The organism is Streptomyces sp. NPDC055506 (assembly GCF_053643595.1).
This window is the reverse complement of sequence record NZ_JBSHKH010000025.1, coordinates 25,926-38,676: the sequence shown is the minus strand read 5'-3', so window position 1 is coordinate 38,676 and position 12,751 is coordinate 25,926. Positions and strand designations below refer to the sequence as shown.

At 72.3% G+C, this 12,751-nt stretch carries 13 protein-coding genes and 1 pseudogene; 11 read left to right on the top strand and 3 right to left on the bottom strand.

Going from position 1 to position 12,751, the window contains the following annotated elements:
* Nucleotides 1-94: 94 nt before the first annotated feature.
* From ACWIF2_RS12645 to ACWIF2_RS12630, 4 genes are all read left to right on the top strand, one after another.
* Nucleotides 95-601 carry a hypothetical protein gene (locus ACWIF2_RS12645; protein ID WP_454360201.1) on the top strand — a complete coding sequence of 169 codons (507 nt, stop codon included), beginning with the start codon at nt 95-97 and terminating at the stop codon, nt 599-601.
* A 45-nt stretch (nt 602-646) separates the two neighbouring features.
* The gene (locus ACWIF2_RS12640) at nt 647-1,186 is read left to right on the top strand and encodes a hypothetical protein (RefSeq protein WP_454360200.1); all 540 of its coding nucleotides are present in this window, start codon (nt 647-649) and stop codon (nt 1,184-1,186) included.
* Nucleotides 1,161-1,721 (top strand): hypothetical protein, encoded by a 561-nt coding sequence (locus ACWIF2_RS12635; protein WP_454360164.1) that lies wholly within the window; start codon nt 1,161-1,163, stop codon nt 1,719-1,721. The genes ACWIF2_RS12640 and ACWIF2_RS12635 overlap by 26 nt, the downstream gene beginning before the upstream one ends.
* A 125-nt stretch (nt 1,722-1,846) precedes the next feature.
* Complete coding sequence (locus tag ACWIF2_RS12630; RefSeq protein WP_454360163.1) at nt 1,847-2,989, top strand: hypothetical protein; 1,143 nt, start codon at nt 1,847-1,849, stop codon at nt 2,987-2,989.
* Between the two features lie 18 nt (nt 2,990-3,007).
* Here ACWIF2_RS12630 and ACWIF2_RS12625 read toward each other — a convergent pair whose 3' ends face one another.
* From ACWIF2_RS12625 to ACWIF2_RS12615, 3 genes are all read right to left on the bottom strand, one after another.
* The gene (locus tag ACWIF2_RS12625) at nt 3,008-3,874 is read right to left on the bottom strand and encodes an LLM class F420-dependent oxidoreductase (protein ID WP_454360162.1); all 867 of its coding nucleotides are present in this window, start codon (nt 3,872-3,874) and stop codon (nt 3,008-3,010) included.
* Between the two features lie 120 nt (nt 3,875-3,994).
* Entirely contained in the window at nt 3,995-4,528 is a 534-nt protein-coding gene (locus tag ACWIF2_RS12620; RefSeq protein ID WP_454360161.1) for a heme-degrading domain-containing protein, read from the bottom strand.
* Entirely contained in the window at nt 4,525-5,592 is a 1,068-nt protein-coding gene (locus ACWIF2_RS12615; protein ID WP_454360160.1) for a Gfo/Idh/MocA family oxidoreductase, read from the bottom strand. The genes ACWIF2_RS12620 and ACWIF2_RS12615 overlap by 4 nt, the downstream gene beginning before the upstream one ends.
* A 96-nt stretch (nt 5,593-5,688) precedes the next feature.
* Here ACWIF2_RS12615 and ACWIF2_RS12610 point away from each other — a divergent pair.
* From ACWIF2_RS12610 to ACWIF2_RS12580, 7 genes and pseudogenes are all read left to right on the top strand, one after another.
* A pseudogene (locus ACWIF2_RS12610) lies at nt 5,689-6,159 on the top strand (winged helix-turn-helix transcriptional regulator); the annotation flags it as partial.
* 105 nt (nt 6,160-6,264) lie between these two features.
* Complete coding sequence (locus tag ACWIF2_RS12605) at nt 6,265-7,356, top strand: ROK family protein (RefSeq protein ID WP_454360196.1); 1,092 nt, start codon at nt 6,265-6,267, stop codon at nt 7,354-7,356.
* Nucleotides 7,357-7,480: 124 nt separating this feature from the next.
* On the top strand, nt 7,481-9,160 hold the full coding sequence (locus tag ACWIF2_RS12600) for an eCIS core domain-containing protein (protein ID WP_454360159.1): 1,680 nt from the start codon (nt 7,481-7,483) through the stop codon (nt 9,158-9,160).
* Between the two features lie 246 nt (nt 9,161-9,406).
* The gene (locus ACWIF2_RS12595) at nt 9,407-10,219 is read left to right on the top strand and encodes a hypothetical protein (RefSeq protein ID WP_454360158.1); all 813 of its coding nucleotides are present in this window, start codon (nt 9,407-9,409) and stop codon (nt 10,217-10,219) included.
* A 140-nt stretch (nt 10,220-10,359) separates the two neighbouring features.
* Nucleotides 10,360-11,139 (top strand): HAD-IIA family hydrolase, encoded by a 780-nt coding sequence (locus tag ACWIF2_RS12590; RefSeq protein WP_193478283.1) that lies wholly within the window; start codon nt 10,360-10,362, stop codon nt 11,137-11,139.
* 128 nt (nt 11,140-11,267) lie between these two features.
* Entirely contained in the window at nt 11,268-11,984 is a 717-nt protein-coding gene (locus ACWIF2_RS12585; RefSeq protein WP_454360157.1) for a hypothetical protein, read from the top strand.
* A 2-nt stretch (nt 11,985-11,986) separates the two neighbouring features.
* Nucleotides 11,987-12,670 (top strand): class F sortase, encoded by a 684-nt coding sequence (locus tag ACWIF2_RS12580; protein WP_454360156.1) that lies wholly within the window; start codon nt 11,987-11,989, stop codon nt 12,668-12,670.
* Nucleotides 12,671-12,751: the final 81 nt, after the last annotated feature.

The window sequence follows — 12,751 nt, the reverse complement described above, 5'->3', positions numbered from 1 at the left end:
CTCGTACTGTTGTCGGCGATCGCCGTCCTCGGGCTGGTCGCGTTCCGTTGGTGCCCCCCTGACGTCCGCTCTTCTGTGGTGGGGAGCCGGCGCCTTGGTCATCGCGGGCGTCACCGCCGGGGCAGCGGTCGAGGAGAGCGGCCTCGCCTCCGTGTCCGAAGACGACTTCACCGACCCTCTTTACTACTACAGCTCTTACACCAAGGACTACTACGAACTGGACGAGGACCCTTCCGGCCACACACTGTTCGAGGAGGGGTACGACGGAGAGTACGAGCCTGCGTCGGATCTGATCTTCCCGGACTACACAGGGCACGAAACGATGTCTGCCCTGGCTGTTCCGGTCCTCGTCCTCGCTGTCCTGTGCCTGGTCCGGACTCTCCGCCCCCGGCGGCACTCGGCTCTTCTCGCGGCCTCCGGCATCACGCTGGCCGGGCTGGGGGTCAGCTGGCTGGCTGTCGGAACCGGTGCCCAGATGACAGCGTTCCTCGTCGCCTGGGGCCTCACCGTACTTGTGGCTCTCGTCCAGGAGCTGCGCGGCCGCGACCGCGGTTCGGGCCCGCGCCCCCGGCGCCGTCTCCGGTTCGTGGTCGCCGAGTAGTCGGCTACACAGAAAGACAGGGCTCAGCTCATGACGTTCTTACGTGTGCGCAGAATCGCAGGGGCTGTACTGATCGCGGCAATCGTCGCGGGGTGCGGAGGAAGCTCCGGAGAATCCCCTCCGCCAACTCCACCGCCCTCCACGGCCACGGAATCGGGTGACGAGACCCCCGATCCGCCGCCATCCACCGAAACGACGGAAGCCAGCACAGAGCCGCCCTCGCCCACGCCACCAGAAACGCCACCAGAAACGCCACCAGAAACGCCGCCATCAGCGACGTTCGAAGCGCCGGAGGGCTACGTTCCCAGCGAACTGGTCGGCGAATGGGACGGCGACGGCACGTCCGTGCGCTTCGACAAGATCCGCTTCTCCGCGGACGGCGGTGTGCGCCTCCTGTACAACAACGGCCTCGTGCTGGATGGGACAGCGGTGGTCGAAGGCACCTCCATGACTCTGTACGTGCCGATAGGTCCCATCCCGTACGACTACTGGTCGATCGAGGAATTCGACGCCGGCTATGGATACGTCTTCGAGAATCTGAAGCTGGACGGGATCAGTTATGTCCGTCAGATCGCCGGTGGCTGACGTGGTCGTCACCGGTGCGGTCCGCGCGGTGCTCTGCGCCACCCTGCTGCTCGGGAGCGTCACGGCGTGCGTAGCACGAGGTGACCCGCCCGGCCCGGGACCCACGTCCAGGACAGCCTCACCCCCGCCGGCGCCGCGGACCACCGATGCCGCCACGGGTGAACAGGTGCTCCCTCAGGCCCTCGTCGGGACATGGAAGAGCGACTCGAAGGACAGTGACGCCGACCTCACCTACAGCTTCCGGGCCGACGGCGACTACACGTTCGTGGGCGTCCTCGCGTACGACTCCCCGGACGGCATCGTCCAGGTCACCCGCACCTCGGAAGGCGCGGCACGGGTCGAAGGGGCGCGGCTCGTCCTGAAGCCCGAGAAGGCCGCCACATCCCGCCGGGACCCGGGCGATCCTGAAGGCGACTTCGTGGCCAGGCCCGCTGCGCTCACTGCCGAGCGTCACACGTGGGAGGTGACGGGCGATGTCCTCGCTCTCACCGACAAGAAGGGGCTGAAGGTCACGTACGAGCGGGGGGCGCGGTGAATCCGTCGACCTCGCGGTTCAGTCTCCGTATCCGGGTGCAGATCTGGCTGCTCGCCGTCATCTCCGTGGCGACACCCCTGTCCGCCTGGGCGTTCAGCGAGGCGTCCGGGACGTACCAGGACGCGGTGCGTCAGGAGATCACGCGTCAGGAGACGCTGCTGGACGATGTGCGCAAGGTCTACACCGAGGATGCGCGCCTCGCCTTCAATGTGGCCGCGGCCTCGGCGCGCGCCGACGCGCTGCGACCGATCCGTCATGAGGGCAGGACTGCCGCGGCGGAGTACGAGATCGCCGCCCAGACCGCGTTCAGTCTGCGCAGCGTGGCCGATTCCGGGAGCTTTCTGCACGACGCCTACCGGCACAAGAACCTCGGCTACGACCTGCCCCGCCGACTCGCGGACCTGCAACGGGACAAACCCAAGTCCTACGGACTCGCCCCAGAGGCGACGATGCGGTCCGGGGACACGTGGGTGATGTGGGGGCTCGTGTTCGCCGCGCTCGTCGGAATGGCCGTGATCGCCGGTGTGGCCGCCGCGAACGTCGTGCGGCCACCCGCCCTGCGCAGGCCGTCGGGTCCTGACCGCCGGCGCGTTGTCAGGGATCTGCAGCTCATCCCTCAGCCGGCCGTCACTCCGAGCGGTGAGAGCCGCCCCGCCGCGCTCCTCGGTCTGTTCATCGTGGTTCTGCTGATGGTGCTTCCCCTCGGGGGGATCTACGCGTCGGGCGTCGAACAGCGGGCCCAGGCCGAGGCGGCCCGCAAGACGACCCAGCTCGGTACCGCTGCCCTGGCCTACGGTCAGCGCACAGCTTTCCTGGACGGAAGCCGCCGAACGGCAGAGCTCACCGAACTTCAGGCGATGGCCCGCGAACGCGCCTCGCTGGAAACCGGGGTCACGCCCGCTCAAGCACGGCACGAGCGAGTGGTGTCCGTGGCCGAGACACGTGCCGCGGGGCGCGTGCGCGAGATCGCCGATTACATGGGGCGTCCTCCCGCACGCGCCGACCGCGTCGATGCCGCGGCGGTGAGGGCCTTGGGCAAGGAATCCGAGCACCTGTTGTCAGGTCTTCGGACCGAACAGAAGCGCCAGGTGAGTCTGGCGGAGCGGGCCAGCAGCCGCGGTCTGTATCTCGGCGCGGCGGCCGCCATCGCCGCCGTGGCGGAGATGCTGGCCGCCGCCGCTGTCTCCGACGGGCGCCAGAGGTGGCTGCTGTGGCCGATGACGGCCGCGGGCTGCTCGACCGTTCTGACAGCCATGGCCCTGATCTGAACCGTGCCCCGAAAAGGGTCAGTTGAGCACAGCTGCCAGATCGCGCCACGCCTTCCTCGGGAGGGTGTCCTTCGGGGAGCCGTCGATCAGTTGGAGGGCCACGTGGTCCGCGCCCGCCTCGAAGAATGAGTCGATCTTGGCGCGGATCGCCGTCTCGTCGCCCCAGGCGAACAGGGCGTCGATGAGGCGGTCGCTGCCGCCGTCGCGCAGGTCTTCCTCGGTGAAGCCGTGGCGGAGGAAGTTGTTGGTGTAGTTCGGCAGCGAGAGGTAGAAGCCGATGAACTCGCGGGCCAGGGCGCGGGCGCGGGCCGGGTCCGTCTCCGGGACCACGCCCAGTTCGGGGGCGAGCAGGGGGCCCTCGCCGAGGAGTTCGCGGGCGTGGGCGGTGTGCTCGGGGGTGACCAGGTAGGGGATCGCGCCTGCGGAACGGTCGCGGGTCAGCTTCAGGCTCTTCGGGCCGAGGGCGGCCAGGACCCGGCGGTCCGCGGGCACCCCGGCGGCGTCCAGGCCGTCCAGGTAGGCGACGAGGGCCGAGTACGGGCGGCGGTACTGCTCCGCCAGCTTGGCGTGGCTGACGCCGAGGCCCAGCAGGAAACGGCCGGGGTGGGCGGCCTCCAGCTCGGCGAAGCCCGCGGCGGAGGCGTCCGCCTCGTGCTGCCAGATGCTCTGGATGCTGGTGCCGACGGTGAGCCGGGAGGTCGCCTCGATCAGCGGGGCGGCGTTCGCGGCGGAGCTGTTGCCGCCCAGCCAGACGGCGCCGTAGCCGAGTTCCTCCAGTTCGGCGGCGGCCTCGGCGAGTTCGCCGCGCCGGTCCGGATCCTCCGAGCGCAGGTCTACGCTCCAGATGCCGTACCGGCCGACGGTTTCCTTCAGAGCGGTGGTCATCGGTTGCGATCCCTCCGGGTGGGCGCCGTTTCTGATCACGCGTACGGCGGTGCCAACCAGAGGGGCGCCTCGCTCATTCCGGCCGGCTTCATCCGGCTCGCTCGCTAGCGGTCCCGCTCGCTAGCGGTCCTTGCTCAGGAATTCCTCCAGCGCCTCCACCACGAACCGGTGGTCCTGGAGCTGCGGCAGCCCGGACACCGTCACCGCGCCGATCACGCCGACGCCCTCGACGGTGATCGGGAAGGAGCCGCCGTGGGCCGCGTAGGTGTCCGGGTCGAGGCGCGAGGACTCCTCGAACGTCGTGCCCTTGGCGCGGAAGCGGGCGCCCACCAGGTAGGAGGCGGAGCCGTAGCGCTCGACGACCCGGCGCTTGCGGGCGATCCAGGCGTCGTTGTCCGGGGTGGAGCCGGGCAGCGCCGCGTGGAAGAGCTGCTGGCCGGCGCGGTGGATGTCGATGGCGAGCGGGGCCTGCCGCTCCCGGGCCAGTTCGACGAGGAGGGAGCCGAGCGCCCAGGCGTCGTCGTAGCCGAACCGGCGGAAGACCAGGCGGCGTTCCTGCGTCTCCAGTTCCTCCAGGCTCGGCGTGAGCTCCGGCTGGAACTTGGGGCCGAGTTCCTGGTGGTGCGAAGGGTTGTGCGAGCCCTTGTGCGTCACAGCGTCACCGTCACCTTCTCGCGGGCCGAACGACGAGCGGCCTCCAGTACGTCCAGGGCGGCGGCGGCCTCCAGCGCGGTCACCGGGTTGGGGCCGCCCTCGAGCAGGGCCTTCGCCACGGCCGCATAGTAAGCGGGGTAGTCCCCCGGGAGGGTCGGTTCGGGGCGGCCGCCGCCTGTTGCGGGAGACTCGCCGGAGCCGACGCGGCCCCACTCCGACTCGGGCTCGACGCCCCAGCCGGGGCCGGGGCGCAGGCCGTCACGGAGTGCCGCCTCCTGGGGGTCGAGGCCGTACTTGACGTAGCCGGCGGTGGAGCCCAGGACGCGGAAGCGGGGGCCGAGCTGGGCGGTCGTCGCGGAGACGTAGAGGTGGGAGCGGACGCCGTTCGTGTGCGTGATCGCGATGAACGTGTCGTCGTCCGTCTCGGCTCCGGCGCGGCGGATGTCCGACTCCGCGTAGACGGAGGCCGCCGGGCCGAAGAGGGCGAGGGCCTGGTCGACGACGTGGCTGCCGAGGTCGTAGAGCAGACCTCCGATCTCTGCGGGGTCGCCGGACTCGCGCCAGCCGCCCTTCAGCTGCGGGCGCCAGCGCTCGAAGCGGGACTCGAAGCGCCAGACGTCGCCCAGCTCGCCCTCGTTCAGCAGCTTGCGCAGGGTGAGGAAGTCGTTGTCCCAGCGGCGGTTCTGGAAGACGGAGAGGAGCAGGCCGCGCTCCTCGGCGAGGGCGGCCAGCTCACGGGCCTCGGCGGCCGTGCCCGCGACGGGCTTGTCGACCACGACCGGCAGACCGGCCTTGAGGGCGGTGGTGGCGAGCGGCACATGCGTCTTGTTCGGGGACGCGATGACGATCAGGTCCAGCTCGGCGGCCCGGTCGAACAGCTCGTCCGGGGTGGCGGCGAAGCGTACGTCCGGGAACTCGGCACGGGCCTGCTGCTGCCGTTCGGGGTTCGAGGTGACCACCGTGTCGAGGGTGAGGCCCTCGGTGGCGGCGATCAGCGGGGCGTGAAAGACGGAGCCGGCGAGGCCGTAGCCGACGAGGCCGACGCGGAGGGGTGTGCCAGTCATGGTGGCTACTTTCGCAACGCTGTTGCCAAAGTGCAAGCGCCGGGGACAATGGGGGGCGTGAACAGGGCGGACGACCGTACGGGTGGGATGGGCGGCATGCGTGGCACCGGAGGTGGGGTGAACCTGCTGGCCTTGCGCGGCCACAACGCCGCGCTCGTGCTCGACCTGCTGCGGACCGCCGGGGCCGATGGCATCAGCCGGCTCGAACTGGCCGAGCGGACCGGGCTCACCCCACAGGCGGTCAGCAAGATCACGGCCCGGCTGCGGGAGGCCGGCCTCGCGGCGGAGGCCGGCCGGCGGGCCTCTACGGGAGGCAAGCCGCGGACGGTGCTACGGCTGGTGCCCGAGGCGGGGCACGCGGTCGGGGTCCAACTGGACCGGGACGAGGTGCGGGCCGTGCTGGTGGATCTGCGGGGGACCGTGGTGGGGGAACGGCGGGCCCCACTGGACCTCGGGGCAGGGGCACCGGCCGTGCTGACGGCGGTGACGGAAGCGGTGCGGGAGGTGGTGGCCGGGGTGCTGCCTGCCGGGTCGCTTGCGCGGGCGGATTCCGGGCTCGGGGTGGGGGGCGTGGGGGAGGCGGTTGGTGAGGCCGGGGCGGCCGGGGTGAGGGCTGCCCGGGATGCGGCGGCCCAGGTGTCGGCCTCCGGGCCGATTGCGGGGGCGGATGCCCTGCTCGGGCCGGAGGTCGCGCCGGAGGTGGCTGGTGAGGCTCGGTCGGTCGGGGCGGGGGCTGCCCGGGATGCGGCGGCGCAGGCGTTGACCTCCGGGCCGCTCGCTCGGCCCGGGTCCTTGCCCGGGACGGACGTCGTGCGGGAGGCGGTTGGTGAGGCCGGGGCGGAAGGGGTGCTGCCTGCCGGGTCGCTTGCGCGGGCGGATTCCGAGCTTGGGGCGGAGATCGCGCGGAAGGCGGTTGGCGGGGTGGCGGGGTCCGCCCGGGCAGCGGCGGCCCAGGCGCCGACCTCCGGGCCACTCGCTCGGCCCGGGTCCTTGCCCGGGACGGACGTCGTGCCGGAGGCGGCTGGAGACGCCCGGGCGGCCGGGGCGGGGTCCGCCCGGGACGAGGCGGCGCAGGCGTCGACCTCCGGGTCGCTCGCCCGGGTCGGGTCCCTGCTCGGGGTCGGTGTCGCGTTGCCCGGGCCGCTCGATCACGGGCGGGGGGTGTTGCACCGGGTGACCGGGTTTCCCGAGTGGGACGGCTTTCCGTTGCGGGAGGCGTTGGCGGAGCGGCTCGGGGTGCCCGTGGTGGTCGACAAGGACACCAACGCGGCGGCGCTGGGCCTGGCCGCCGGGGGCGAGCGCGGCTCCTTCGCCTACCTGCACCTCGGCACGGGGCTGGGCGCCGGGCTGGTGATCGGCGGGACCGTGCACCGGGGGGCCAGGACCGGGGCCGGGGAGTTCGGCCACCAGGTGATCCAGCTGGACGGCCCGCCCTGCACCTGCGGCGACCGCGGCTGCGTCGAGGCGCTGTGCCTCGGGGCGGTGGCGCGCGGCGACACGGGGGAGGCGGCCCGGGTCCTGGGCGCCGGGGCGGCGAACCTGGTGGGACTGCTCGACATCGACGTCGTCCTGCTGGGCGGCCGTACGGTGGCCACCGCTCCGGAGGCGTTCGTGCGGGGAGTCGGGGCGGTACTGGAGGCCCGGGCCCGGCGGACGGGCCAGGAGGCCGTGCCGGTGCGGGTCGCGCCCGGAGGCGGACGTGTCGTGGCGGCGGGGGCGGCTCAGCTGGTGCTGGGGCCGGTGTTCGGGCGTGGGGGCGGGTGAGGTGTCCTCCAGGACCCTGTTGCTTGCCCCCAGGTGTGCGCGTAAGGACATGTTCTTCTCGCGGCGGCCTCGGTAGACGTTGATCGGTTGATCGGCTGTCCGGTTCCGGGGAGAAGGAGAAGACATGCGGGCCTTCCACCAAGGGCATGCCGGTGCGGTCGGCCGGGCGGCGGGCGGATCCTCCGCCAGGCCACCGGCGTCACCGCTGAGCGCGGCCTGGATCCGGCATGTGCAGCGCGTGGCCGCGGCGGGCCACGACACCCATGAGGCCGCAGCCGAGGCCGAGCACGCCCAGGTGCAGCGGGCCGCCCTCGACCGGGCCCTCGGTTCCCCGGCCAGGCCCTTGGAGCCGGGCCTGCGCTCCGAGATGGAGCAGCGCTTCGGCGGGACGGACTTCAGCGGTGTCCTCGTGCACGACGGGCCCGAGGCACGCGAGTCGGCGGCGGTCCTGGACGCCAAGGCGTTCACCAGCGGCCGCCATGTCGTCGACGGCGGCGGGATGACCAAGAAGGACTGGGCGCACGAACTGGCCCACTTCGAGGACCAGCAGGCAGGACCCGTACCGGGCACGAACAACGGCGCGGGCATGAGCATGTCCGCCCCGGGCGACCCGGGCGAACGCCACGCGGAGACGAAGGCGGACCGGGTCATGAGCGGGCCGGTACCCGTGCAGCGCACCGCCGACGGCACCCAGAAGGCCGCGGCCGCCGGCTGCGCGGACGGGGACGGCTGCGGCGGCGACGGTACGGCGGTCCAGCGCCTCCACGTCATCAAGGCCGGCTCCACGGAGTACCCCAAGAAGCAGCCCGACTCCGACGACTTCTTCGTGGGGCAGGACACCAACGAGCAGGGCAGCTGGTACGACGAGCGCTCCCCTTACGCGCCGCCCAAGCCCCACCTCGTCTACGCGGGCGAGGTGGACCTCGCCGTGTCGGACAAGTTCGACCTGGCCGTGGAACACGCCGGCGACGGCAAGGAACCGAAGAACTTCTTCGCCACCGACAAACAGCTCAGCGCGTCCATCAAGAACCTCCCCGGCGCCGGTCAGAAGCGCGGGCTCTCGCTGTCGAAGACCGGCAGGACCCTGACCATCGAGGGATCGGGCCGCAAGGTCGTCCTCCACGAGGTGGAGCCCAAGTACCGCAAGGAGAAGGGCGGCGAGAAGACCAAGGGCCTCGACGTGCTCACGCCGCAGCGCTGCAACGAGATGCTCGGATGGGTGACCGGGAAGCATTCCATGTACCGCGAGGCGGACAACCGCTACTGGGACACGATCGAGAAGTTCCTCGCGCGCATGGAGCCCGGGGGCGGCTGGCAGGGGAAGTTCCAGGAGGCCATCGACGGCGGCGACCCGGCCGGATACGACCGGATCACCTTCGGCATGAGCGGCCGCTTCCAGCAGCTGGTCCGGGAGTCCCCCGAGAACGCCGAACGGGTGCTGCAGGACCTTGAGGCCAACCAGCACGCCGCCATCCCCAGGGTCGGCGACGGCATGGTGACCATGGCCCGGCCCGACGCCCAGCAGCACGAAACGCGAGCGCAGGCCCGAGCCGAAGGCACCGACAACCACATGGACTACCACTACGGCGGTGTGGTCGCCGTGAGCGGCAGCGACTACATCACCATGGAGAACTACGCGCGCGAACAGCACGCCGACAGCATGAACACCCTCGACCGCAACGATCCCCTCTGGTACTTCCGGATGTACGGCAAGGAGACCGGCCGGACGTGGCACGAGGGCTGGACCGGCTCCGCCGACAACGGGTTCCTGGGCGCGACGCTCACGCTGACCCTGCGCCGCTGAGCGGGGCCGCGGGTGCCGCCGGCGCAGAAACCGCCCGACCCCAAGGTCGTCGAGCATCTCCGGCACGCCCAGCGGTGCGCCGGCAACGCGGCCGTCGTACGCATGCTCCGTGCCGGAGCGGGGAGCGGCACGGCCTGAGACCCGCTCCCGGGGGCCGGCTGTCCGCCGACCGGGCGGATCCGCACCGCCGTTCGGGGGTCGTTGCGGGCCGTGTCGCTCGCGATCGCCCGCATCCGGCAATGTCACATGTCCATGCGACTCTGCACGCCCGCTCACCTCTGCCTGGCGGCGGCAGCCGCCGTCCTGCTCCCTGGTGCTCACCCGGCGTACGCGGACGATCCGACGCCCGCCTGTGCCGCGCCCGACGACCACACCTTCCCGCTCACCACCCGCGTCCACGGCGGCCCGGACGCCTACGCGGCCGGGGGCGGGTTCGGGACCTGGTACCTCGACCTGACCAACACGACCGACCGGACCTGCACCGGGATCCATCCCGTCGTCGTGCTCGTGGACGACAAGCGGGCCCTGGAGCCGTCCCAGCCCCGGCTGGAGTTCTTCGAGGGCGCGCGGTCCCACACCGTGCGGTTCGAGAAGACCGGTGAGGACGAGCTCGTCGGGGCGCTGGCCGACGACGAGAACCGGTTCGCCGGGTTCACCGTCGGGCCGGGCAGGACCGTCACCGTGAAGGTACGGCTCGCGATCACCTCGGACGCCGTGCCCAACGTCGTCACCGCCAACGCCGCCGTCGTACAGCGGCACGACGACGACGGCGACTGGGTCGGGCAGTCCAACGACTACCGGTTCGGCATCGCGAGCGATGGCCCGGTGGACGGCGGAGACGGGGAGAGCGACGGCGGTGACGGGGAGATCGACGGCGGCACCGACTCCCAGCCGGAGACCCGGCCGGAGCCGGAGTCCTCGGTCCCGCCCCGCGAGGACCGCTTCCCGTTCGCCGAGGAACTCGCCCGCACCGGAATCGGCGTCCGGGTCGCCGCGGCCGCGGCGACGCTGCTGCTCACCGGGGGCGGGGTACTGCTGCTGGCGCGCAGGCGCCGCTGAGGCGGCCGCAGCGCGGTGCGGGTCTCTGTGCACCGTCCCGCCCCTCGGGACGCCGTGACCGGCCCATTCCGCATGATCCGGCCACTTGTTTAGGCTGGGTCGCACGCTGGACCGGACGCGTACGGCAGGAGATCCCGCACATGGCAGACCGCAAGCCCATCGAGTCGTGGCTCACCGACATGGACGGTGTGCTCATCCACGAGGGCGTACCGATCCCCGGCGCCGACGCCTTCCTGAAGAAGCTGCGCGAGTCGGGGAAGCCCTTCCTGGTCCTCACCAACAACTCGATGTACACCCCGCGCGACCTGCACGCCCGGCTGCGCCGGATGGGCCTGGACGTGCCGATCGAGAGCATCTGGACCTCGGCCCTGGCCACCGCCCAGTTCCTGGACGACCAGCGGCCGGGCGGATCGGCGTACGTCATCGGCGAGGCGGGGCTGACCACCGCGCTGCACGACATCGGCTACATCCTGACCGACCACGAGCCGGACTACGTCGTCCTCGGCGAGACCCGCACATACTCCTTCGAGGCCATGACGAAGGCGGTGCGGCTCATCCTCGGCGGCGCCCGCTTCATCTGCACCAACCCCGACGAGACCGGCCCCTCCACCGAGGGCCCACTGCCCGCGACCGGCGCGGTGGCGGCGCTGATCACCCAGGCGACCGGCAAGAAGCCGTACTTCGCGGGCAAGCCGAACCCCCTGATGATGCGGACCGGGCTGAACGCCATCGGGGCGCACTCCGAGTCCAGCGCGATGATCGGCGACCGCATGGACACCGACGTGCTGGCCGGTATGGAGGCCGGGATGCAGACGTTCCTGGTGCTCACCGGCCTCACCCGGCCCGACCAGGTCGAGGACTTTCCGTACCGGCCCTCGCAGGTCCTGGACTCGATCGCGGACCTCGTCGACCGGGTCTAGCCGGCCGGGGTTCAGGGGCGGGGCACCCGCGCCCAAACCCGTCGCCACCCGTTCGGAGCAGTCGCCGTGCCCCTGAGGATGCGGCGACCCACCCTGCGGGGGAGGCTCCAGGCATCTGGAGGTTCACGATGGGTTCCCTGCGGTTCACTCTCTGTACGAGCGTCCTGGTCGCGGCCGCCCTCACCCCGACGGCGTTCGCGGCGGACCCGGGGGGCGTCTCGGTGACCCCGGCGACCCCCGCACCCGGCGGTGACGTCGCGCTCCGCGTGACCGGCTGCGCGGCGAGGACGGCCGTCGCCGCCTCGACGGCGTTCGTCGCGGACGCGCCGCTCACCGTCACCGGCGGTGAACTCGTCGGCGAGAGCCGGGTCCCCTCCACGCTCAGGGCGGGGACCTACACCGTGAAGATCAGCTGCGGGGGCGCCGAACGGACCAGCACGTTCACCGTCAGGGAGAGCCGGGAGAGCCGTGAGAGCCCGGAGAGTGCGGGTCCGTCCGCGCCCGGGGTGGTCGCGACCGGGGCCGCCGGGCAGCCACCCGCGCCGGGGACGGGCGGGCGGCAGCCCCTGCCCGAGGGCGGCAAGCCATCACCCGAGTCCGAGCCTGAGCTCGATCCCGGGCTCGAGGAAGAAGGCCGGTCGTCCGCAACCCGGCGGCCGGGCGCGCACGCCTCGCCCGTCGCTCCCGTCGAGGCCGGCGGTGGCGGCGCCGCACACCTCGTCGCCGCCGAGGACGGTGGCGCCGGGCCCGGCGCCGCGCAGGGCGTGATCGGCCTGGTCCTCGCGGGAGTGGCCGCGGTGGCCGTCGCGCGGGACAGTGTCCGCCGGAAGCGCGGAACGGACTGACCATGTCCGACCTCGACCTGGACCGGGTGCGCCGACGCCCCTCGGGCACCGGCCGTCTGCTGGCCGGCGTGGCCTGGGTGGTGCTGCTGCTCGGGCTCTGGCTCTGGGGCCGCGAGGTGACCGACGTACGGCACGGCATCTCCGCGCCCACCACCGGCGACATGGCCGCGGCCGGACGCCCCCCGGACGTGAAACTGCCCCCCGCGCACCGCCCGCTCGGCGACGCGCTGCCGCAGCGCGTCGACATTCCCGGCATCGGCGTCCAGGCACCGGTGGTGGCGCGCGGCCTGGACCGGCGCGGGGCGCTCGATCCGCCGCCGTACGACCAGCCGGGCGTGGTCGGCTGGTATGCGGGCGGGGCGGCACCCGGGGCGCCGGGGACCGCGCTGCTGGTCGGGCACGTCGACAGCGAGACCCGGCCCGCCGTCTTCTACAAGGTCAGCGCCCTGCGGCCGGGCCAGACGATCCGGGTGATCCGGGCCGACGCCAAGGTCGCCGAGTTCACCGTCGAGTCCGTCCAGGTCCTCACCCGCGACCGCTTCGACGCCCACCAGGCCTACGGCCCTCGCCGCTCGGGCCGGGCGGAACTGCGGCTGGTCACCTGCGGCGGCAGCTTCGACCGTACGACGGGCAGCTATACGGCGAACGTGGTGGTGTCGGCCTACCTCACCGGTACCGGACTGTGAGTGGGGGAGGTCCACCTGACCCGGCCGACGACCCGCTCCCCCTGAAGTCGACGACCGGGCCGGTCCTCGACCACGCGCGCA

What these genes read in the sequence shown, in the direction of transcription:
- ACWIF2_RS12635 (WP_454360164.1), top strand. Translation starts at nt 1,161, where the DNA reads ATGTCCGTCAGATCGCCGGTGGCTGACGTGGTCGTCACCGGTGCGGTC.
- ACWIF2_RS12625 (WP_454360162.1), bottom strand. Translation starts at nt 3,874, where the DNA reads ATGACCACCGCTCTGAAGGAAACCGTCGGCCGGTACGGCATCTGGAGC.
- ACWIF2_RS12615 (WP_454360160.1), bottom strand. Translation starts at nt 5,592, where the DNA reads ATGACTGGCACACCCCTCCGCGTCGGCCTCGTCGGCTACGGCCTCGCC.
- ACWIF2_RS12600 (WP_454360159.1), top strand. Translation starts at nt 7,481, where the DNA reads ATGCGGGCCTTCCACCAAGGGCATGCCGGTGCGGTCGGCCGGGCGGCG.
- ACWIF2_RS12595 (WP_454360158.1), top strand. Translation starts at nt 9,407, where the DNA reads ATGTCCATGCGACTCTGCACGCCCGCTCACCTCTGCCTGGCGGCGGCA.
- ACWIF2_RS12590 (WP_193478283.1), top strand. Translation starts at nt 10,360, where the DNA reads ATGGCAGACCGCAAGCCCATCGAGTCGTGGCTCACCGACATGGACGGT.
- ACWIF2_RS12585 (WP_454360157.1), top strand. Translation starts at nt 11,268, where the DNA reads ATGGGTTCCCTGCGGTTCACTCTCTGTACGAGCGTCCTGGTCGCGGCC.
- ACWIF2_RS12580 (WP_454360156.1), top strand. Translation starts at nt 11,987, where the DNA reads ATGTCCGACCTCGACCTGGACCGGGTGCGCCGACGCCCCTCGGGCACC.